The sequence below is a fragment of the Allobosea sp. ASV33 genome (assembly GCF_016428755.1).
Taxonomy (GTDB): domain Bacteria; phylum Pseudomonadota; class Alphaproteobacteria; order Rhizobiales; family Beijerinckiaceae; genus Allobosea.
The window spans coordinates 42,413-61,807 of the sequence record NZ_JAELTI010000014.1; the positions used below are offsets into that span (position 1 = coordinate 42,413).

General features: G+C 67.1%; 19 protein-coding genes. 3 read left to right on the plus strand and 16 right to left on the minus strand.

Translation table 11 applies throughout. From position 1 onward, the window contains the following. The first annotated feature begins 70 nt into the window (after positions 1-70). Positions 71-1,060 carry a Bug family tripartite tricarboxylate transporter substrate binding protein gene (locus JHD80_RS06745; protein WP_199085605.1) on the plus strand — a complete coding sequence of 330 codons (990 nt, stop codon included), beginning with the start codon at positions 71-73 and terminating at the stop codon, positions 1,058-1,060. A gap of 6 nt (positions 1,061-1,066) precedes the next feature. On the opposite strand, the gene lpxB is transcribed toward JHD80_RS06745, so the two are convergent. From lpxB to frr, 11 genes are all read right to left on the minus strand, one after another. Further along, positions 1,067-2,254, minus strand: a complete 1,188-nt coding sequence (gene lpxB / locus JHD80_RS06750) for a lipid-A-disaccharide synthase (protein WP_199085606.1) — start codon at positions 2,252-2,254, stop codon at positions 1,067-1,069. Further along, positions 2,254-3,123, minus strand: a complete 870-nt coding sequence (locus tag JHD80_RS06755) for a UDP-2,3-diacylglucosamine diphosphatase LpxI domain-containing protein (protein ID WP_199085607.1) — start codon at positions 3,121-3,123, stop codon at positions 2,254-2,256. The genes lpxB and JHD80_RS06755 overlap by 1 nt, the downstream gene beginning before the upstream one ends. After that, positions 3,120-3,929: an acyl-ACP--UDP-N-acetylglucosamine O-acyltransferase gene (lpxA, locus tag JHD80_RS06760; RefSeq protein ID WP_199085608.1), complete on the minus strand. Its 810-nt coding sequence runs from the start codon at positions 3,927-3,929 to the stop codon at positions 3,120-3,122. Before lpxA ends, JHD80_RS06755 begins: the two co-directional genes overlap by 4 nt. Before the next feature lie 35 nt (positions 3,930-3,964). Continuing rightward, on the minus strand, positions 3,965-4,423 hold the full coding sequence (gene fabZ / locus JHD80_RS06765) for a 3-hydroxyacyl-ACP dehydratase FabZ (RefSeq protein WP_199085609.1): 459 nt from the start codon (positions 4,421-4,423) through the stop codon (positions 3,965-3,967). Between the two features lie 193 nt (positions 4,424-4,616). Next, positions 4,617-5,678: a UDP-3-O-(3-hydroxymyristoyl)glucosamine N-acyltransferase gene (gene lpxD / locus JHD80_RS06770; protein WP_199085610.1), complete on the minus strand. Its 1,062-nt coding sequence runs from the start codon at positions 5,676-5,678 to the stop codon at positions 4,617-4,619. A 131-nt stretch (positions 5,679-5,809) separates the two neighbouring features. After that, positions 5,810-8,311 carry an outer membrane protein assembly factor BamA gene (gene bamA / locus JHD80_RS06775; RefSeq protein ID WP_248311423.1) on the minus strand — a complete coding sequence of 834 codons (2,502 nt, stop codon included), beginning with the start codon at positions 8,309-8,311 and terminating at the stop codon, positions 5,810-5,812. Between the two features lie 215 nt (positions 8,312-8,526). Then, entirely contained in the window at positions 8,527-9,675 is a 1,149-nt protein-coding gene (gene rseP, locus JHD80_RS06780; protein ID WP_199085611.1) for an RIP metalloprotease RseP, read from the minus strand. 78 nt (positions 9,676-9,753) lie between these two features. Then, on the minus strand, positions 9,754-10,929 hold the full coding sequence (gene dxr / locus JHD80_RS06785; protein WP_349237223.1) for a 1-deoxy-D-xylulose-5-phosphate reductoisomerase: 1,176 nt from the start codon (positions 10,927-10,929) through the stop codon (positions 9,754-9,756). 11 nt (positions 10,930-10,940) lie between these two features. Further along, a complete protein-coding gene (locus JHD80_RS06790) occupies positions 10,941-11,681 on the minus strand; it encodes a phosphatidate cytidylyltransferase (RefSeq protein WP_248311424.1) in 741 nt (246 codons plus the stop codon). Between the two features lie 83 nt (positions 11,682-11,764). Continuing rightward, the gene (locus tag JHD80_RS06795) at positions 11,765-12,523 is read right to left on the minus strand and encodes an isoprenyl transferase (RefSeq protein WP_199085614.1); all 759 of its coding nucleotides are present in this window, start codon (positions 12,521-12,523) and stop codon (positions 11,765-11,767) included. Positions 12,524-12,582: 59 nt separating this feature from the next. Further along, positions 12,583-13,146: a ribosome recycling factor gene (gene frr, locus JHD80_RS06800; RefSeq protein WP_199085615.1), complete on the minus strand. Its 564-nt coding sequence runs from the start codon at positions 13,144-13,146 to the stop codon at positions 12,583-12,585. Between the two features lie 249 nt (positions 13,147-13,395). On the opposite strand from frr, the gene JHD80_RS06805 reads away from it, so the two are divergent. Further along, positions 13,396-13,809 (plus strand): VOC family protein, encoded by a 414-nt coding sequence (locus JHD80_RS06805; RefSeq protein WP_199085616.1) that lies wholly within the window; start codon positions 13,396-13,398, stop codon positions 13,807-13,809. Between the two features lie 165 nt (positions 13,810-13,974). Here JHD80_RS06805 and pyrH read toward each other — a convergent pair whose 3' ends face one another. The 4 genes from pyrH to JHD80_RS06825 form a co-directional block, all read right to left on the minus strand. Continuing rightward, a complete protein-coding gene (gene pyrH / locus JHD80_RS06810) occupies positions 13,975-14,682 on the minus strand; it encodes a UMP kinase (RefSeq protein ID WP_199085617.1) in 708 nt (235 codons plus the stop codon). Positions 14,683-14,791: 109 nt separating this feature from the next. Next, positions 14,792-15,715, minus strand: a complete 924-nt coding sequence (tsf, locus tag JHD80_RS06815; RefSeq protein ID WP_199085618.1) for a translation elongation factor Ts — start codon at positions 15,713-15,715, stop codon at positions 14,792-14,794. Positions 15,716-15,910: 195 nt separating this feature from the next. Continuing rightward, positions 15,911-16,903: a 30S ribosomal protein S2 gene (locus JHD80_RS06820; protein ID WP_199085619.1), complete on the minus strand. Its 993-nt coding sequence runs from the start codon at positions 16,901-16,903 to the stop codon at positions 15,911-15,913. A 320-nt stretch (positions 16,904-17,223) separates the two neighbouring features. After that, positions 17,224-17,616: a pore-forming ESAT-6 family protein gene (locus tag JHD80_RS06825; protein WP_199085620.1), complete on the minus strand. Its 393-nt coding sequence runs from the start codon at positions 17,614-17,616 to the stop codon at positions 17,224-17,226. A gap of 162 nt (positions 17,617-17,778) precedes the next feature. Here JHD80_RS06825 and JHD80_RS06830 point away from each other — a divergent pair, with 162 nt between their 5' ends. Further along, positions 17,779-18,975, plus strand: coding sequence for a GGDEF domain-containing protein (locus JHD80_RS06830; protein WP_199085621.1), 1,197 nt, complete (start codon positions 17,779-17,781; stop codon positions 18,973-18,975). Here JHD80_RS06830 and JHD80_RS06835 read toward each other — a convergent pair. Further along, on the minus strand, positions 18,972-19,346 hold the full coding sequence (locus JHD80_RS06835) for a VOC family protein (RefSeq protein ID WP_199085622.1): 375 nt from the start codon (positions 19,344-19,346) through the stop codon (positions 18,972-18,974). The genes JHD80_RS06830 and JHD80_RS06835 overlap by 4 nt on opposite strands. Between the last annotated feature and the right edge of the window lie 49 nt (positions 19,347-19,395).

Sequence of the window (19,395 nt, forward strand, 5' to 3'; positions counted from 1 at the left end):
TTGATGTTTTCGGCGCGGCTGATCCCGCGGACCGGCCGGATAAGATCGGATCATTCACGGAGACCCGTTCATGACCGAAAGCCGCCTTTTCGACCGCCGCTCCTTCCTGATCGCTGCCGGGGCTGCCGGCCTTGCCGGCACGCACGCGCGCGCCCAGGCCAATTTCCCCAGCCGCCCCATCACGCTGATCGTGCCCTTCGCGGCCGGCGGCTCGACCGATATCGTCGCGCGGCTCGTCGGCCAGAAGATGGGCGAAATCCTCGGCCAGAGCGTGGTGATCGAGAACCGGGCCGGTGCCGGCGGCAATATCGGCTCCACGGCCGTCGCCCGCGCGCAAGCCGACGGCTACACGCTCCTGCTCGGCACCATCTCGACCCATGCGCTCAACCCGGCGATCCTGAAGACGGTCACCTTCGACGCCGTGAAGGACTTCACCCCGATCTCGCTGCTTGCGATCGTGCCCAACGTGATGGTCGTGCATCCGGACTTCCCGGCCAAGACGGTCAAGGAGGTGCTCGAGGTGCTGAAGGCCAATCCGGGCAAGTACTCCTACGCTTCATCCGGCGTCGGCACGCCGCTGCATCTCTCGGGCGAGCTGTTCAAGTCGCTCGGCGGCGTGCAGATGAACCATGTGCCCTATCGCGGCGCCGGGCCGGCCCTGAACGACGTGGTCGCGGGCGCGGTGCCGATCATGTTCGACAACCTGCCCTCCTCCGCCGGCTTCATCCGGAACGGCCAGCTGAGGGCGATCGGCGTCACCACCAAAGCGCGCGTGTCCTCCTTCCCGGACCTGCCGACGATCGCCGAGGGCGGCCTTGCGGGCTACGAGACCTATACCTGGAACGCGCTGTTCGGCCCCGCCAACATGCCGCGCCCGATCGTCGAGAAGATCAACCAGGCCGCGAACCAGGCGCTGAAGGACGAGACCGTCAAGAAGAAGCTCAACGATGTCAGCGCCGACATCGTCGGCTCGACACCGGAGCAGCTCGGAGAGCACGTCAAGGTCGAACTCGCGAAATGGGCGCCGATCGCCAAGGCATCGGGCGCCGTCGTCGAGTAAACCGGATCAGGCTTCCAGCGCCTCGCGGCCTTTCCGCGAGGCGACCACTTCCAACGCGGCCGCAACCGCATTCGCCGCCGGGCTCGGCCCGGCGGAGCGCATGATCGTCTCGACCTCGGCGAAGCCATCGAGCTGTTCCCGGCGCTTTTCGCCCTCGGCCAGAGCGGCGAACAGGCGGCTGCTCAGGACTTCCGCCGAGGCCTCCTCCTGGATGAATTCCGGGACGACGCTGCGGCCGAGGATGAGATTGGGCAGGATGACGCTCGGCAGCTTGACCAGACGCCGGGCCAGGAAGGCTTCCCAGTTGGCGCCGCGATAGGCTGCGACAGTCGGCACCTGGGACAAGGCGAGCTCAAGGGTGACAGTGCCCGACGCCGCCAGCGCGGCGCGGGCTTCCCGGAAGGCCGCGAGCTTGGCCGGCTCGCCGATCACGATCTCCGGCTTGACCGGCCACCGCGCCGCCGCCTCCGCGATCATCGGCCGAAGCCGCTGCACCGCCGGCAGGACGAAACGGGCGCCCGGCAGCGCGGCTGCGACCTTCGCCACCGCCTCGCCGAAGACCGGCATCAGGTGGTGGATCTCGGAGCGCCGGCTGCCCGGAAGGACGAGCACGAGCGGCCGGTCGATATCGTCGCGGCGGCGCTGCTCCTCCGGATCGGGGCGCATCTCGGCGAGGCGCTCCATCAGGGGATGGCCGACATAGACGGTCTCGGGACCATGCAGGCGCGCTAGCGCGGCAGGCTCGAACGGCAGCAGGGCGAGGATGCGGTCGACATGCGGCGCCATCCGCCGGGCGCGGCCGGAGCGCCAGGCCCAGACGCTGGGGCAGACCCAATGCACGATCGGGATGGAAGGCGCGCGCGCCCTCACCTTCTTAGCGACGCGCAGGCAGAAATCGGGGCTGTCGATCGTGAGCAGCAGATCCGGCTGGAACGCCGCGATGCCGCGCGCCGCATCCTCCATCCGCCGCAGCAGCAGCGGCAGGCGCGCGATCACCGGGCCGAAGCCCATCACCGCGATATCGGCCTGGGGAAAGAGCGATGCGAGCCCGGCTTCCGGCAGGCCGTGATCGCCGACCCCGCAAAGCTCGACCGGGCGATCGCCGAGCCGCTCGCGCAGCGCGGCGAGAAAGCGCAGGGCCAGGGCATCGCCGGATGCTTCGCCGGCGATGATGGCCAGGCGGAACGGCCGCATCAGGGAAAGCCCTCGACGAAGAGGCCGAGCTGGTCCGCCTGACGGCCAAGGGCCGCCCGATCGCCGACCAGGACGGCGCCGGCCCGGACGCCGATGCCGGAGAGCCCGGCCTCGGCGATGTGACGCAAGGTGTCCGGCCCGATCGCGGGCATGTCGACGCGCAAGTCCTGGCCCGTCTTCGGCACCTTCACCAGGAAGCCGTCGCCCTTGCCGATCTTGAGGCGCCCACGCGCCACCATGTCCGCAACCCGGCGGATCATCGCATCCGTTCCCTCGGCCGCCTCGATCGCGACGACGCGGTGATCGGCGAGGATCGCCGCCTGCCCGACATCGAAGGGCGACAGCGTCGCCAGCAAGGCGAAGCCGCGCTCCAGCTCGGAACGTTGTTCGGAATTGGCCTGCTTGCGGCCTAGCGTGCCAAGCGGCGCCGTCATCTCCGGCGCGATATCGGCCGGGCCATGAACGCGAAACCCCTGCATCTCGAAGAAGCGGACCACGCCGCGCAGCAGATGGTCATCGCCGCCCTGAAAGGCCTTGGCGAAATGCGGCAGGTATTTCAGCGTCGAAACCTCGGGGCGCAGCGAGCCGAAGCTCGGCCGCGGCAAGGCCCCCAGCATCACGAGATCGGCGATGCCGCGTCGGCGCAGCTCTTCGAGCAGGCTACCGAGTTGGCCGAGGCGATATTGCCTGACGTCCGCCCGCTCGCCGAAGGCTGCGGGATCGGCCGCGCCCTCGAGCGCTGCGATATAGGGGCGCTCGCCCCGGGCAGCGAGGATGCCGGCCAGCCGTGGCGGGAAGTCGCCGCCACCGGCGATCATCACGAGCGGCCCAGGCGTGGCGACTGCACCGGTCGGATTGCCGGCCTTCACCGCTCGGCGACGGTGGCGTCCCGGGGCGTGCAGAGCGCCTTGTCGCCGCCTTCCCTGATGAAATTCAGGATCTCGTGAACCAGGGGATCCTCGCTGAACTCCGCCGCGACATCCTCGACACGCTCGGTCAAGGTTCCCTCGGCCGCGAAAAGCGACCGATAGGCACGTCGCAGCTCGTGGATCTGCTCGCGCGTGAAGCCGCGCCGCTTGAGGCCGATGAGATTCAAGCCGACAAGATGGGCGGGGTTGTCACGAATGGTACCGAACGGAATGACATCGCTCAGCACACCGGCTCCGCCGCCGATGAAGGCGTGGTCGCCGATACGGATGAACTGCTGCAAGCCCGCGCCACCGCCGACAATGACGTAGTTCCCGATCGTGACATGACCGGCGCACATCACGTTGTTCGAGAAGATGATGTTGTTGCCGAGGCGGCTGTCGTGGCCGACATGCGAATTGGCCAGGAAAAAGCAGCGATCGCCGACACTGGTGATCATGCCGCCGCCTTCCGTGCCCGGATTCATGGTGACGCCCTCGCGGATCTGGCAATCCGCTCCGATCGTCAGCGTCGAGGGCTCGCCGCGATACTTCACGTCCTGCGGCGGATGGCCGATCGAGGCGAAGGGGTAGATTCGCGTGCGCGGGCCGATCGTTGTGCGGCCCGCGACAACGACGTGGCTGACGAGCTCGACGCCGTCGCCCAGCACGACATCGGGACCGACTGTGCAGAACGGCCCGATCTTCACGTCGGCGCCAAGCTGCGCCTTCGGGTCGACGAGCGACATGGGATGGATGGAGACGCTCATCGAGACGCTGCCCTGCTCCTGAACCGACCCGACGCTCAAACGACCATCGCCGAGATTTCGGCCTCGGCCACGAGCACGCCGTCGACGCGCGCCTCGCCGCGATAGAAGAAGATGTTGCGCTTGCGGGCGAGCTTGGTGAGGTGGAAGCGGATCTGGTCCCCGGGCGTAACCGGCTTGCGGAATTTCGCCTTGTCGATCGTGGTGAAGAGGACGGTCTGGACCGGCTTCTCGTCCGAACCACGCGCGTTCACGACCAGAACGCCGGCCGTCTGGGCCATCGCCTCGATCATCAGCACGCCCGGGAACACCGGCCGCTCCGGGAAATGGCCCGTGAACTGGGGCTCGTTGACCGTCACGTTCTTGATGCCCACGCCGGACGTGTCGCCATCGATCTCGACGACGCGATCGACCAGCAGGAACGGGTAGCGGTGAGGAATGCTGGCCATAATCTTCTGGATGTCGATCACACCCAGTGCCGTCGTCGCCTCGCTCATGGTCTGTCTTCTCCCGCGTGCCCTCGCCAGGCCGCGCCTTCAATTCACGTCAGCAGCCGGAAGCAGGCAAAGCGCCTGCAACCTGCCGCGATTTCAAAGCCTTCCGCCGCTTTGCCGGAAACCGAGCGGGTTCGGCAACAAGATTCTCCGCATCCGAAGCAGAAAGAGCCAGTACAACGGTGAAAATGCCGGCCTAGCCCTGCGCTGCGCCGGGCTTCTTGCCACGATTGGCCACCAGCGTCTTGAGCAGCGCGGTTTCGCGCGCCCAGCCGAGTGCGGGCTGGGCCGGATAGCCGCCATAGCGCGCGCCGCGCGGAACATCGCCGGCGACGCCGCTCTGCGCCGCGATCTGCGCGCCCGCGCCGATCACGAGATGGCCTGCGAGCCCGACCTGACCGCCGAGCACGACGAAATCCTCGAGCGTCGAGGAGCCGGCAAGGCCGGTCTGGGCGCAGATCACGCAATGGCGCCCGATGACGCAGTTATGGCCGATCTGGACGAGGTTATCGATCTTGGTGCCCTCGCCGATCACCGTATCGCGGCTGGCGCCGCGGTCGATCGTGGTGTTGGCGCCGATCTCGACATCGTCCTGGATGATGACGCGGCCGATCTGCGGCACCTTCATGTGCCCCTTGGGACTCATCGCGAAGCCGAAGCCGTCCTGCCCGATCCGCGCGCCGGGGTGGATGATGACGCGGTTGCCAATCAGGGACGCCTGAATCGTGCTGCCAGCGCCGATCGAGCAATTGCGCCCGATCCGGACCTGCGGGCCGATCACGGCATGCGAGGCGACCACGGTGCCAGCGCCGATCTCGGCGCCCGGGCCGATGACCGCGCCGGGATCGACGGTGACCCCCGCTTCGAGAACGGCGGTGGCATGAACGATGGCACCCGGCGCGACGCCCTGCGAGCCGAAGATCGATTCAGGCCGTAGCGCACTCGGGAAGCAGCGCGCCATGACCTTCGCGAAGGCATGATAAGGCGCCGGCGACAGCAGGGCCACGGTTCCGGCCGGAACACGATCGGCAAAACGGGGCGAGACGATGCACAGGCCCGCCTTGGTCGCCGCGAGCGCCTCCGTGTATTTCGGATTGTCCATATAGGCGAGATCGGCCGGACCGGCTGTCTCGAGGGCGGCGATGCCGTCGAGCTTGCGGGCGGGCTCGACGCCCCCCGGCAAGGTGCCGCCTGAAATGCTTGCGACCTCGCCGAAATCCAGCGAGGTCGCGAACGGGAAGAAAACGGGCTCTGCCATGATAGGGTCCGAAGCGGGCCGGATCGCCAGGCGTCCTGCCGACGCGGACATGGCGACCCATCCTTGTTATCGCACCGGCTTACCCGAAAAGCGGAAACCACTTTTCGGGCCGGTGCTGCGCCCCGCTTACGTCAGAAGCGGGTGCCGCCCGAGAAACGGAAGGCCTGCAGGCGGTCTCCGCCATACTTGCCGACGAGGCCGGTCTGCGGGTTGATGCCGATCTGACCGTCATCCTTGGTCAGGGCGTAAGCGTAGTCGAACCGGATCGGCCCGAGCGGCGACGCCCAGAGCAAGCTGACACCCACCGACGAGCGCAGGATGTTCTTGTCGCGGATACAGCCGATGTTCGACTGGGCACCGCCGGTCAAGACATTGTACTGGCGCGCCTCGGAGCCGGCCGGGCAGGCATAGGCCACCGATTTCGAGCCGCCGTCATAGTTGAACAGCGTACCGGCATCGGCGAAGACCGCGCCACGCAGGCCGATATCACGCGGCAGGCCCCAGATCGGGAACTGCAGTTCGACCGTACCGCCGAAATAAGTGGTGCCGCCGACCGCGTTGGCCGTGGGATCGTTCAGGACGTCGCGCGGACCGATGCCGGAGGGCGCGAAGCCACGCACCAGCGACGGGCCGAGGAAGTAGTGATCGACCATGCGCAGGTTGCCGCTGGTCGCCTGGACGTGACCGCCCTGGACGCGCAGGAAGCCGACCACGTCGTCGAAGATCTCGCGGTAGTAGCGAGCATCAGCCGCGATACGGAGGAACTTCGAGTCGCCGCCGACACCAGCGAATTCCGGCTTCAGCTCAGCCGAGAAGCCGTTGCGCGGGTTCTGGAGGCTGTCGAGCGAGTTGTAGTTGAAGTTCAAGCCGACGAGCGAGGTCAGGGTGGTGCCCTGAGCCTCCTTGACTGCGACCGTCGCCTCGCCGTTGGTCACGCAGTTATAGGCGTCGGCCGCAGTGGCGCCGACCGGCGTGATGCCGGCGATCGGCAAGGAACAGTCGTTATAGGGACGGCTGACCGTGTTCGGAATCTTGATCTCGGTCGTGTAGATCGAATAGCGCGGCGTAACCGAGAACTCTTCCGTGATCGGGAAGGTGAAGCGAACCTGACCGCCCGTCACGCGGCTCTCGAAGCGGCCGGTGTTGTAGTTGTCGTTGTACTTCGAGAACAGGTCGATGCCGGCCGCAACGCGGTAGCCCAGGAAATAGGGCTCGGTGAAGGAGAAATCGATGCCCTGCGTGCGCTGGCCCATCGTGCCGGCGATACGGACGAACTGGCCACGGCCCAGGAAGTTCGATTCCGACAGCGAGACTTCGCCGATGACGCCGTCCGAGGTCGAATAGCCGCCGGCGATCGAGAAGGAGCCGGTCGCCTTGTCCTCGACGTCGATGTTGACGACCACGCGGTCCGGCGCGGAGCCGGGCTCGTTGGTGATGCGGACCTTGTTGAAGAAACCGAGATTGTTCAGGCGACGCTCGGCCCGGTCGACCATGACCTTGTTGTAGGCATCGCCCTCGCCGAGATCGAGCTCGCGGCGGACGACATAGTCGCGGGTACGGGTGTTGCCGCGCACGTTGATGCGCTCGACATAGACCCGCGGGCCCTCGTCGATGACATAGGTGATGCCGATCTGGCGGCCCGAGGCATCGCGGTCACCGCGCGGACGAACCTGCGCGAAGGCGTGGCCGCGGCGAGCCACTTCCGTGGTGATCGCAACCAGCGACTTCTCGACCGCCTCGGCATTGTAGGTATCGCCCCGCGAGGTCGCGACATAACGCTGCAAGGCAGCGGCATCGACATCGCTCAACGCGGAATCGACCGTGACGTTGCCGACCTGGTACTGCGGGCCTTCGCTCACCTGAATGTCGATGACCCAGCCGCCGGCCGCATCGTCGAAACGGGCGCTGGAATTGGTGATCTGGAAATCGGCGTAGCCGTTCTTCAGATAGAAGCGGCGGATGAGATCCATGTCGGAATTGATCCGATCCGGATCATAGACGTCCGAGGTCTTGATCCAGCTCAGGAAGTTCGATTCCGTCGAGGTCATCAGCCCGCGCAGGCGTCCGGCCGAATAGGCCTCGTTGCCGGCGAAGTTGATCGACTTGATGCCGGTCTTGCTGCTCTCGTTGATGGTGAAGACGACATCCTCACGACCGTTCGGGAGCGGCGCGACGCGACCGCTGACCGAGGACAGCCCATAGCCGGACCGCTTGTAGGCCTCGCGCAGGCGCTCGACGTCGGAATTGATCAGCGCCTGGCTGATCGGACCGCCCGCGCGCGTCTGCACGATCTGGGAGAGCTGCTCGCCCTTCAGCTTGCGATTGCCTTCGAAGGCGACGCGATTGACCGTGCCGCCCTGTTCCTTGACCGAGACGACGATCTGCGCGCCGCGGCGGTTGACCTGCACGCTGCTGAACAGGCCGGTCGCCATCAGGCTCTCGCGAATCTCCTGCGGATTGTCCCGGCCGACCGTGTAGGAGCGGATCGTCTCCGCATCGACACGCCGGTTGCCGTTGACAACCACGGCCTGCGCGAAAGCCACACCACCACTCACGGCCAACATCAAAGCCGAAAGTCCGATCGATCGAGAGAGCCGCATCTTGCTCGTCCGGCTCTGTTGGGTCGACGTCATCGGGTCGCCTATTCCATCTCTCTGGTCACCACCCCAAACGGGGACCACCATCTCTCGACGGCAGCACGGGGACATTGCGGTTCAATCGCTTCTACAAAGTTTCCAGCAGGGTGCAAACCGCGATCATCGTTAATAAAGCGTTTTTAGGAATCTCGTTGCCGACAGGCCACGCGGCATGCCGTTTTTCCGCCGCAAAGTGCGCCAGCGAAGGCGTTTCAGAGCATGCCGCGAACGTGGACGATATCGTTCCAGGTGACGAACAGCATCAGCATCAGCACGAGCGCCAGGCCCAGCCGGAAACCGATCTCCTGCGCGCGGGGGCTCAGAGGCCGGCCGCGCAAGGCCTCGTAGAAATAGAACAGCAGGTGTCCGCCATCGAGCATCGGCACCGGCAGGAGATTCATCAGCCCGATCGAGACGGAGAGGATCGCGGCGAGGTTGATCAACCCGAGCAAGCCGCCATTCGATGCGACGATCCCGGAGACCTGCGCAATCCGAATCGGCCCCGACAGCTGGTCGGTCGACTCGCGCCCGGTCAGCAGCTTGGCGATGTAATCATAGGTCCGCGTCACGACGAACCAGGTTTCGACGAAGCCTGCCTGCGCGGATTCGACCAATCCGAATCGTTGCGTCTTCCAATCCTCGGGGCGCGGCGAAGCCTTCACCCCGATCACGCCGATGCGTTGCGTACCGAGCTGGGTCTTCATCTCGGTGAGCGAGGGCGTCACCGGCACCGTCACGGTGCCGCCGTCGCGCTCGATCGAAACCTCGAGGCGTTCGTCGGGCCGGGTCGAGACGATACGCTGCATGTCGGAGAAGCTGGCGATCTTCTGGCCGTCGATGGCGATCACGATGTCGCCCGCCTTCAGTCCCGCCTTCTCCGCCGCGCTGCCGGCGACGACGGCATCGACGCGCGGGATGAGCACCTGCTTGCCGAAGAAGAAGGCCGAACCGGCGAAGATCAGGATCGCCAGCAGGAAATTCGCGATCGGGCCGGCCGCGACGATCGCCGCCCGCTCGGGAAGGGACTGCGCCGGGAAGGAGCGCGCGCGTTCCTGCGCCGACATCCGGCTGACCGCGGCATCGTCGGGCGCGCTGGAAGCATCGGCATCGCCGGAGAACTTGACGTAACCGCCGAGCGGGATGAGCGCGAAGCGCCAGCGCGTGCCGTGCCGGTCGTTGAAGCCGAAGAGCTCACGGCCGAAGCCGATCGAGAAGGTCTTGACGTCGACCCCGCACCAGCGGCCGACCAGGAAATGCCCGAGCTCGTGGACGAAGACGACGATGGTCAGAACGAAGAGGAACGGCAGCAGATAGCCAAGCAGGAAATGCCCGGCGTTCCAGAGCGATGCTGCGAATTCCATCAAATGATCTCCCGGGGTCCCGACAGCCTAGAGCCGGATATCGACAAGGCAACAAGCCAATCGGATTGGCGTGCGGCTTTAGGTGGCAGCGAACCGCGCTTGCGACAAGAGCGCGGCGGCCTTCCGCCTCGAATCTTGGTCAATGGCAAGCGCCTCGGCGACATCACCAGGCGCGCCCGCCCCGGCGGCAGATTCCGAACAGACCGCCTCGACCAGCGCGGCAATATCGGGAAAGCGGAGCCGGCGCTCCAGGAAGGCCGCGACCGCGACCTCGTTGGCGGCGTTGAGGATCGCGGGCATCGCGCCGCCTTCGCGCAAGGCGGCCATCGCCAGGCCGAGCGACGGGAAGCGGACGAGATCCGGACGCTCGAAGCTGAGCGGTGCCGTGAGCGCCAGATCGAGAAAGCGCGGCGGCGGTGCGTCGAGACGGCCGTCGATGCCGAGGCAATGCGCCGCCGCGACCCGCATGTCCGGCACCGCCATGCCGGCGCTGACCGAGCCGTCGCGGAAGGTGACGAGGCCGTGGACGATCTGCTGGGGGTGGACGAGCACGTCGAGCTGGTCCGCCTGCAGATCGAACAGGAAGCGGGCTTCGATCAGCTCCAGCCCCTTGTTCATCATGCTGGCCGAGTCGATCGTGATCTTGGCGCCCATCGCATAGTTCGGGTGCTTCAGGGCCTGATCGGGCGTGGCCGCGGCGATGCGCTCGGCGGTCCAGGTCCGGAAAGGGCCGCCCGAGGCCGTCAGCGTCATGCTGCGGACCGATGAGAGCGGCTCGGCGCCGAGCACCTGGAAGAGGGCGTTATGCTCGGAATCGAGCGGCAGGATCCGGGCGCCGACCTCGGCTGCGCGCGCCATCACGGCCGCGCCGGCGCAGACCAGGCTTTCCTTGTTGGCGAGTGCGATCGTCCGGCCCGGCAGCAGCGCGGCAAAGGTCGCTTCCAGTCCGGCAGCGCCCGAGATCGCGCTGACGACGATATCGGCCGGGCGGTTGACCGCCTCCAGAACGGCCGAACGCCCTGCCCCGCTGGCGATCCCGGTACCCGACAGGGCCTGTTTCAGCGCCACGCCACCAGCGGCGTCAGCCAAGGCGGCGAAGGATGCCCCGACCTCGATCGCGGTCCGGGCGAGCGCCCCGGCATCCCGGCCGCCGACGACCGTCGCGATCGACAGGCGCTCGGGATTCTCGGCGACCACGTCGCGAACCGACTGTCCGACGGAGCCTGTCGCTCCCAGAAGCGTGACGCTGCGCACGGATATCGGTCTCAAACGTTGAGGTGCAGGGCGAAGAGCGCGAAGCCGGCGAGCACCAGTACCGCCCAGTAGCCGTCGAGCCTGTCGAGGAAGCCGCCATGGCCGGGGATGAGCTTGCTCGAATCCTTGGCATCGAAGCGGCGCTTCAGCGCGGATTCGAACAGGTCGCCCGCCTGGCTCACGACCGAGCCGGCGAACGAGGCCGCGATGACCGGCCCGGCAGCCGTCACCGCCTGTAGCCCCGGCATCAGGCGCCAGACGAGATAACCGCCGACCATGCCCGCGACGGCGCCGCCGATCGCGCCGGACCAGGTCTTCTTCGGGCTGACCGCCGGCATCAGCTTGGGGCCGCCGAGCTTGCGGCCGGTGAAATACGCGGCGATGTCGGTGAGCCAGACGACGGCGAAGCTCCACAGGATCAGCGCGAGGCCGATGGCGGGAAGGTCGCGCAGGGCCGGCGTGACCAGCGCGAAGGCCAGCGCATAGGCGACGCCGCACAGTTCGAGCGCCAGGCGCGAGCGCACGAAGGGCGTCGCCAGCGCGCCGAGCAGGGCCGTGGCGGAAGCCGTGCCCGCGAGCGCCGCGGGGCTTGCGGGAGAGAAGGCCAGCGCTATCCCGGCGAGGACCACGCCGATGCCACCCGGGATCGCATTGCCGCGGCCGATGATGGCGAGCCATTCATAGGCGACGAGGCCGGCGACGAGGACCCAGACCAGCCGGAAGGGCCAGCCGCCCCAGATCGTGACCAGCAAGATCAGCGCTCCGAGGACCAGCGCCGAGACGACCCGCAGCCTCAGCTCGGAGTTCGCGCGCGACGCAGGGGAATCTGGCGCATTCACGCGACGCCCACGCTGCGGTCGGAGGGTGCGGCAAGGCCGCCGAAGCGGCGCTCGCGCTGGCGGTACTGGGCGAGCGCATCCTCGAAGGCGGCGCGGTCGAAATCGGGCCACATCACCGGGGCGAAGATGAACTCGGCATAGGCCGCCTGCCAGAGCAGGAAATTCGAGATGCGCGTCTCGCCGGACGTGCGGATGACCAGCTCGGGATCGGGGATGTCGTGGGTGTCGAGATGGCCAGCGATCGCGGCCTCGTCGATAGCGGCCGGGTCGATCCGCCCGGCTGCGGCCTCCGCCGCCAGCCGGCGCGTCGCCCGCATGATCTCGTCGCGGGAGCCGTAGTTGAAGGCGATCGCCAGCACGAGGCCGGTATTGTTGCGGGTGCTGGTCTCGGCATGCTCGACGAGGCGGCGCAGATCGGCTGCGAGATCGTCCCGGCTGCCGATGATCCGCACCCGGACATTGGCGGCCGAGAGCTCGGCCAGGTCCTTCTCGACGAAATGCTTGAGCAGCCCCATCAGGAAGGAGACTTCCGCGTAGGGGCGGCGCCAGTTCTCGGTCGAGAAGGAGTAGAGCGTCAGGAACCGGATGCCGAGGTCGCTGGCGTTGCGGACCGTGCGGCGCAGCGCCTCAAGCCCGCGGCGATGGCCCTCCTGCCGCGGCAGGCTGCGCATCTGCGCCCAGCGGCCGTTGCCGTCCATGATGATGGCGACATGGGCCGGGTTGGACACGCCTGCGTCGCGCTGACCGGATGACATGCGGATGAGCCTCGCTCGGCTGCGGCCGTAGGAGCGCGGGAGGTCTCCCGCGCAGGAGATCAGACGTGCAGGATTTCCTTTTCCTTCGCCGCGAGCGCCTGGTCGATCTCGGCGATGTGCTGGTCCGTCGCCTTCTGGACGAGGTCGGAATTGCGGGCGGCATCGTCCTTGGTCATGTCGCCGTCCTTCTCCAGCTTCTTGACGACGTCGATGCCATCGCGGCGGACATGGCGCACCGAGACCTTGGCCTCCTCGGCATATTTATGCGCGACCTTGACCATCTCCTTGCGGCGCTGCTCGTTCAGCTCGGGGATGCGGATGCGCAGCACCTGGCCTTCCGTCTGCGGGTTGAGGCCGAGATCGGATTCGCGCACGGCCTTGTCGACGGCGTTGACCATCGAGCGGTCCCAGACCTGGACGCTGAGCAGGCGCGGCTCCGGCACGGAGACGGTGGCGAGCTGGCTCAGCGGGGTGCGGGCGCCATAGGCCTCGACCATGATCGGGTCGAGCATGTTTGAGGAGGCGCGGCCGGAGCGCAGCGAGGCGAGGTCGCCCTTGAAGGACTGCACCGCACCGGCCATGCGGCGCTTGATGTCGGCGAGGTCGAACGTCGTCTGGGCCATTTCAATCGGGACCTTGCAGGTAATTCAAAATCGGCGAGACCATGGCGGCGGGGCCGCGCAGGGTCAAGATCAAGAGCTTCGAACAGCATTTTCCCCCGCGATGAGCAAGGGAAAAGCGTCGATGCGGGCAGATCATGGCCGGGTCGCGGCGCAACCTACTGGTTCGCAGCCTCCCCATGCCCATCTCCACCGTAGGGGCTGGCCTGCCCGCCTGCCAGCGCCGCCCGCACGCAACCGTGGAGAAAAGACGTGCCCCGCCTCAACCGCATCGTCGAGACCGCGCTCTATGTCGACGATCTCGACCGCGCCCGCGTCTTCTACGAGGACAAGCTCGGCCTCGCGCCGCTGCTCAAGACCAAGACCCTCTTCGCCTATGATATCGGCGGATCGACCGTGCTGCTGCTGTTCCAGCGCGGCGCCTCGCTGCAGACGCAGAGCGCAGCCGGCGGCACCATTCCCCCGCATGACGGCAGCGGGCCGCTCCACATCGCCTTCGCGATCGATCCCGACGAGCTGGCAGCCTGGGAAGCGAAGCTGGAGCAGCTTGGCATTGCCGTGGAAGGGCGCATGCAATGGGAGCGCGGCAGCACGAGCCTGTATTTCCGCGACCCGGACGGGCATCTGCTCGAACTGGCGACGCCGGGCCTGTGGCGGACTTATTGAATTGTCGCCCGTCGGGCTTTCGCCGTCATGCTCGGGCTTGACCCGAGCATCTCAGGCCGAAGGAGGCTCCAGCATCTCGCTTTCGGGAGATTCTCGGGTCAAGCCCGAGAATGACGCCCTGTCCTGCTCCGTCAGAAATCCCTGTGCCCCGATATATGCCGCCGCTCAGGGCGTGACGTAGGTCGCCCTGCCCTCGCCGCGCAGCACCGCTGCCAGCATGCCGGGCTCGGCGATCGAGAAGACGACGATGGTCAGGCTGGCGTCGCGGGCGAGCGCGAAGGCGGCGGTGTCCATCACCTTGAGGTCGCGCTTGATCGCGTCCTCATGGGTCAGCGTGTCGTAGCGGGTCGCGGTCGGGTCCTTCTTGGGATCGGCGCTGTAGACGCCGTCGACCTGCGTCGCCTTGAGGAGGTGGCTGCAGCCGAGCTCGGCCGCGCGCAGGGCCGCGCCGGTATCCGTGGTGAAATACGGGTTGCCGGTGCCGCCGCCGAGGATGACGACCTTGCCGTTGCTGAGATGGTCGAGCGCGCGCTTGCGGGCATAGCTCTCGCAGAGCGAGGGCATCGGCACGGCCGACATGGCGCGGGCCGGAGCGCCGGCCGCCTCGATCGCATGCTCCAGCGCCAGCGCGTTCATGACCGTGCCGAGCATGCCGATCGAATCGGCGGTGGTGCGGTCGAGGCCCTTGTTGAGGCCCTGGACGCCGCGGAAGAAATTGCCGCCGCCGACGACGATGCCGATCTCGACGCCCTCGCGCGAGGCATGGGCGATATCGGCGGCGAGCGCCGTCAGGGTGATGCCGTCGAGCCCGTTGCCGACGGGACCGGCAAGGGCTTCGCCGGAGAGCTTCACGAGAACGCGTTGGGGTCTCATCGATGTCTCTCCGTCTAGCTGGGGGCCGGCCGCGATTCGACGCAGCCCTATCTTCCTACAAAAAAGGCCGCGCGATGCGCGGCCTTTCTGTGACTGGATATAGAGCTTATCAGCCCGTGGTGCCGCCGGCGGCAGCGACCTCGGCCGCGAAGTCCTGCTCTTCCTTCTCAATGCCCTCGCCGAGCGCGAAGCGGGCGAAGCCCTTCAGCGCCACCGGAGCGCCAACCTTGCCCTCGATCTCCTTGAGGACCTGCGCGACCGACTTCGAGCCGTCATGGATATAGGCCTGCTCGAGCAGGCAATATTCCTTGGCGTAGCTCTTCAGGCCGCTCTCGGTGATCTTGGCGAGGACGTGCTCGGGCTTGCCAGCGTTCTTCTCGGCCAAGATCGCCTTCTCGCGCTCCAGGACTTCGGGAGCGACCGAAGCGAGGTCGAGCGCGACGGGGTTGGTCGCGGCGACATGCATCGCGAGCTGGCGGCCGAGCGCGGCGAGCTCGTCGGCCTTGCCGGTCGACTCGAGCGCGACGATGACGCCGATCTTGCCGAGGCCGTCGGCGATCGCGCCGTGGACATAGGAGCCGATCACGCCCGAGGAAACCTTGAGCGCGGAAACGCGGCGCAGCGTCATGTTCTCGCCGATCGTGGCGATGGCGTTGGCGATCGCGTCCTGCACCGAGCCGCCGCCCGGATAGTGATGGCCGAGCAGCGCCTCGACATCGCCGCCACGCTCAAGCGCGACATCGGCGATGGTCTTGGCGAGCGCCTGGAACTCGGGATTGCGCGCGACGAAGTCGGTCTCGGAGTTGACCTCGACGACGACACCCTCGTTGCCCTGCACCGCGACGGCGACGAGGCCCTCGGCGGCGACGCGGCCGGCCTTCTTGGCGGCCTTCGACAGGCCCTTGGCACGCAGCCAGTCGACGGCGGCTTCCATGTTGCCGTCGGTCGCCGAAAGGGCGGTCTTGCAGTCCATCATGCCCGCGCCGGTCTTGTCGCGGAGTTCCTTCACCATCGCGGCGGTGATCGCTGCCATCTGTCTTGTCCTTGCTGTCGGTGCGGCGCAGGCCCTGAGGGCCGGCCGCGGATCGGAATGATGCGGACGCCTGCATGGGGAAACGCCGACGCTCCGTTTCCGGCCGTCGGCGCGTCCTCTTAACGTCTAAAAGCCGGCGTCAATCGAGAGACGGGATTGCGACGCGCCGATGACGCGCCGCAATCGCCAACCGAATTACGCGTCGGCGAGATCGCGAGCCTGGGCGACCCAGCCCTCGCGGTCGATCTTGCCGCCGAGCTTGAGGTCGTGGTCGATCTTGGTCACGTCGGCCGGGGTCATCGCCGCGATCTGCCAGAAGTGGTAGATGCCGCCGTCGTTCAGCTTCTGGACCGCGTCCGGACCCATGCCCGAGAGCTTGGTCAGGTCGTCCGGAGCGCCGCGCGGAGCGGTCAGCGTCTCGAAGGCGCCCGAAGCGGTCTCGAGAGCCTCCTCGACGACCGGCGCCTCGGCGGCGCCGACATCGATGCCCTGGTCGCCCGAGGCGCGGCCGATGCCGTCGATCGCCGAGCGGGCGATCAGGTCGCAATAGAACTGGATGGCGCGGCCGGCGTCGTCATTGGCCGGGACCGGGAAGGTGATGCCGTCCGGATCCGAGTTCGAATCGACGATCGCGGCGACCGGGATGCCGAGGCGCTGGGCCTCCTTGATCGCGAGGGCTTCCTTGTTGGTGTCGATCACGAAGATCATGTCCGGCGTGCCGCCCATGTCCTTGATGCCGCCCAGAGCCTTCTCGAGCTTGTCGCGCTCACGCGACAGCATCAGGCGCTCCTTCTTGGTCAGGCCGGTGCCGCCGCCGTTGAGCAGCTCGTCGACCTTGCGCAGGCGCTGGATCGAAGCCGAAATGGTCTTCCAGTTGGTCAGCATGCCGCCGAGCCAGCGGGAGTTGACGTAGTACTGGGCCGAGCGCTTGGCGGCATCGGCGATGGCATCCTGCGCCTGGCGCTTGGTGCCGACGAAGAGGACGCGGCCGCCACGGGCGACGGTATCCGACACGGCCTGCAGGGCGCGGTGCAGCATCGGCACCGACTGCGACAGGTCGAGGATGTGGATGTTGTTGCGGACGCCGAAGATGTACGGGGACATCTTGGGGTTCCAGCGATGCGACTGGTGGCCGAAATGGGCACCGGCCTCGAGGAGCTGGCGCATGGAGAAATCAGGCAGAGCCATGGTGTTCTAGTCCTTCCGGTTGAGCCTCTGGAGCGCGAATGAACAAGGCATGAGCTGCCACGTCACCGGAACGCCTCGGCAAAGCGAGGCGATACGCTCCATGTGGGATGGGCTGCGCCTTACAGGGGATGGCGCCGCATTGCAAGCCGGGAGGCCTGAGAAACTGCCGGCATCGCGGTAATTCCGCGATCCTTGGATGGAAGCGCGGATGGGAGCGCGCCGTCATCCCGGGCTTGACCCGGGATCCATCGAAAGACGCATCGCTCTAGGATGGATCCCGGCGCTCCACGGCCCGGACAATCGCCCGGGCCGCCCTCGCCTCACTGCGGCAGCTTGGCGCCCATCTGCTTCACGATATCGCCGATCTGCTTGCAATAGGTGGCCGGCGTGCCGTTCGTCGCCTTGGCGATCGCCTCGATGTTCTGCTCCATGCCCATGGCCGAGATCGTGCCCTTGCGGCCGGCGGCCTCGGCGGCATCACCGCCGCTGACATCGGCCGGCACTGGGATCATCGCGATCAATTTCTTCTGGACCTCGGCCGCGCCGGCGTCGGTGTAACCCTTGTCGGCGCAATAGCCGAGGATGCCAAGCTGGTTGCGGGCAGCCTGATAGGCGACCTTGAGCTGATCTGCCTGGCTCTGGGCGAAGGACGGGGCGGCCGAGCCCAAAAGGGCGACTGCGGTAGCGGCCATCAACGACTTATAAAAGTTCATGGGGAATATCCTCTAGGCTATCATGTTCAAAAGCACGCCAAGATGCTCTACCCCCCACCGGAACCTGCCTAGCGCGTACGGCGTGGCCGAACAACCCGGGACGCAACGGCATGCCTTGCCGCAGGAGCGGGATCCGCAACCGGGGAGGAGCATTCCCACGGCATGCGCAGCCTGCCGAAGCGACTGCAGAAGATCGGGATCGACGTGATTCTCGACCTGAGAACCATCTTCGTCACGGGCGCGCTGACCTGCTTCATCATCGGCGCGATGCAGTTGATGACCTTCGCCACCGGCCGCTTCACCCGCAGCCCGGTCTGGTGGGGCGTCAGCAGCCTGTGCATCGGCACCGGCCTGCTCGGCGCCGCGTTCCGCGGCGCCATTCCCGACATCGTCTCGATCGAGTTCGCCAACACCATCATGCTGGCGGGGTGCCTGCTGCTGCTCTGCGGCATCCGCCATTTCGCCGGGCGCGAGCTCAACTGGTTCGGGTTCGGGGTCGTGCTCCTCGGAAGCTGGACCCTGCTTTCACTCTCGCCAGGCCCAGAGGGCTATGCGACGCGCGTCATGGTCGTCGGGACGGTGATGGCGTTCTGCGACGCGGCCATCGTCCGCGAAGCCGTCCGGCTCGGCCGCCAGGAGCGCCTGCGCTCGGCCTGGCTGCTGGCGATCCTGTTCGCTCCGACGGTGGTGATCTATGCCGGACGCATCGCGCTGGCAGCGATGGATGGCGTCGGTACGACCTTGTTCCCGCCGAATTCGGGAGCGACCGGCTGGCTTGCCGCGACCGGCGTCGCCTTCATGATCCTGAGAGGCCAGGCCCTGCTGCTCCTGGCGGCCGAGCGCAGCAACCGGATCCTGGCCACCCTCGCCCGGCGCGACCCGCTGACCGGGGCGATGAACCGCTCCGGCCTGGAGCAATGGCTGGCGCAGCAGTCGCACGGGGAACAGCGCGCCGCGCTGCTGCTCGTCGATATCGATCATTTCAAGCAGCTCAACGACACGCTCGGCCATGCCGCAGGCGACAGAATCCTGCGTCTCTTCGCCAGCGCGGTGCAGGAGCAATTGCGCAGCACCGACATCCTCGCCCGGCAGGGCGGCGACGAATTCGCGGTCATCCTCCCCGATGTCGGCGTCCGCGAAGCGGTGCGGGTCGCGGAACGCCTCCGCGGCGCCTTCCGCGACAAGGTCGCTGATCTCGCCGATATCGGTTTGCAGCCGACGCTGAGCATCGGCGTGGCGGAGGTCGAGCTCGGCGGGCGCGTGCTCGACGACCTGCTGGTCGAAGCCGACGAGGCGCTCTATCGCGCCAAGCGGCTGGGCCGGGACCGCGTCCAGGCACAGCTCAAGCCAGCGGCCTAGGCTTCCGGAAAGGGACGGAACACCCGCAGGCGGTGCCCGTCGGGGTCGCGCGCCGTGAAGGTACGTCCGAAATCGAGATCGGTCGGCTCCTGCAGGATGGCGATGCCGCGCTTGCGCCAGTCCGCATGAATAGCGTCGACGGCTTCAAGGCTGGGCGCGATCATGGCGATCTCCGCCGCGCCGCCGGTCGTGGTCGCGGCCGGCTCCACGGTATGGCGCGACCAGAGGCCGAGCCGCGCGCCCGACGGCAGCGCGAACATCGCGAAGGTCGGCGACAGCTCCAGCGGCTCCTTGCCGAGCAGATCGGCATAGAAGGCGGCGCTGGCAGCCGGGCTCTCGACATGAAGCAGGATGAAATGGGCATCGAACATGGTGGCCTCCCGATTGGTCTGGATGAGGGAGATTAGAATCAGATGCTGC

What these genes read in the sequence shown, in the direction of transcription:
- JHD80_RS06745 (WP_199085605.1), top strand. Translation starts at nt 71, where the DNA reads ATGACCGAAAGCCGCCTTTTCGACCGCCGCTCCTTCCTGATCGCTGCC.
- lpxB (WP_199085606.1), bottom strand. Translation starts at nt 2,254, where the DNA reads ATGCGGCCGTTCCGCCTGGCCATCATCGCCGGCGAAGCATCCGGCGAT.
- lpxA (WP_199085608.1), bottom strand. Translation starts at nt 3,929, where the DNA reads ATGAGCGTCTCCATCCATCCCATGTCGCTCGTCGACCCGAAGGCGCAG.
- fabZ (WP_199085609.1), bottom strand. Translation starts at nt 4,423, where the DNA reads ATGAGCGAGGCGACGACGGCACTGGGTGTGATCGACATCCAGAAGATT.
- lpxD (WP_199085610.1), bottom strand. Translation starts at nt 5,678, where the DNA reads ATGGCAGAGCCCGTTTTCTTCCCGTTCGCGACCTCGCTGGATTTCGGC.
- bamA (WP_248311423.1), bottom strand. Translation starts at nt 8,311, where the DNA reads ATGACGTCGACCCAACAGAGCCGGACGAGCAAGATGCGGCTCTCTCGA.
- rseP (WP_199085611.1), bottom strand. Translation starts at nt 9,675, where the DNA reads ATGGAATTCGCAGCATCGCTCTGGAACGCCGGGCATTTCCTGCTTGGC.
- JHD80_RS06795 (WP_199085614.1), bottom strand. Translation starts at nt 12,523, where the DNA reads ATGTCATCCGGTCAGCGCGACGCAGGCGTGTCCAACCCGGCCCATGTC.
- frr (WP_199085615.1), bottom strand. Translation starts at nt 13,146, where the DNA reads ATGGCCCAGACGACGTTCGACCTCGCCGACATCAAGCGCCGCATGGCC.
- pyrH (WP_199085617.1), bottom strand. Translation starts at nt 14,682, where the DNA reads ATGAGACCCCAACGCGTTCTCGTGAAGCTCTCCGGCGAAGCCCTTGCC.
- tsf (WP_199085618.1), bottom strand. Translation starts at nt 15,715, where the DNA reads ATGGCAGCGATCACCGCCGCGATGGTGAAGGAACTCCGCGACAAGACC.
- JHD80_RS06820 (WP_199085619.1), bottom strand. Translation starts at nt 16,903, where the DNA reads ATGGCTCTGCCTGATTTCTCCATGCGCCAGCTCCTCGAGGCCGGTGCC.
- JHD80_RS06825 (WP_199085620.1), bottom strand. Translation starts at nt 17,616, where the DNA reads ATGAACTTTTATAAGTCGTTGATGGCCGCTACCGCAGTCGCCCTTTTG.
- JHD80_RS06830 (WP_199085621.1), top strand. Translation starts at nt 17,779, where the DNA reads ATGCGCAGCCTGCCGAAGCGACTGCAGAAGATCGGGATCGACGTGATT.
- JHD80_RS06835 (WP_199085622.1), bottom strand. Translation starts at nt 19,346, where the DNA reads ATGTTCGATGCCCATTTCATCCTGCTTCATGTCGAGAGCCCGGCTGCC.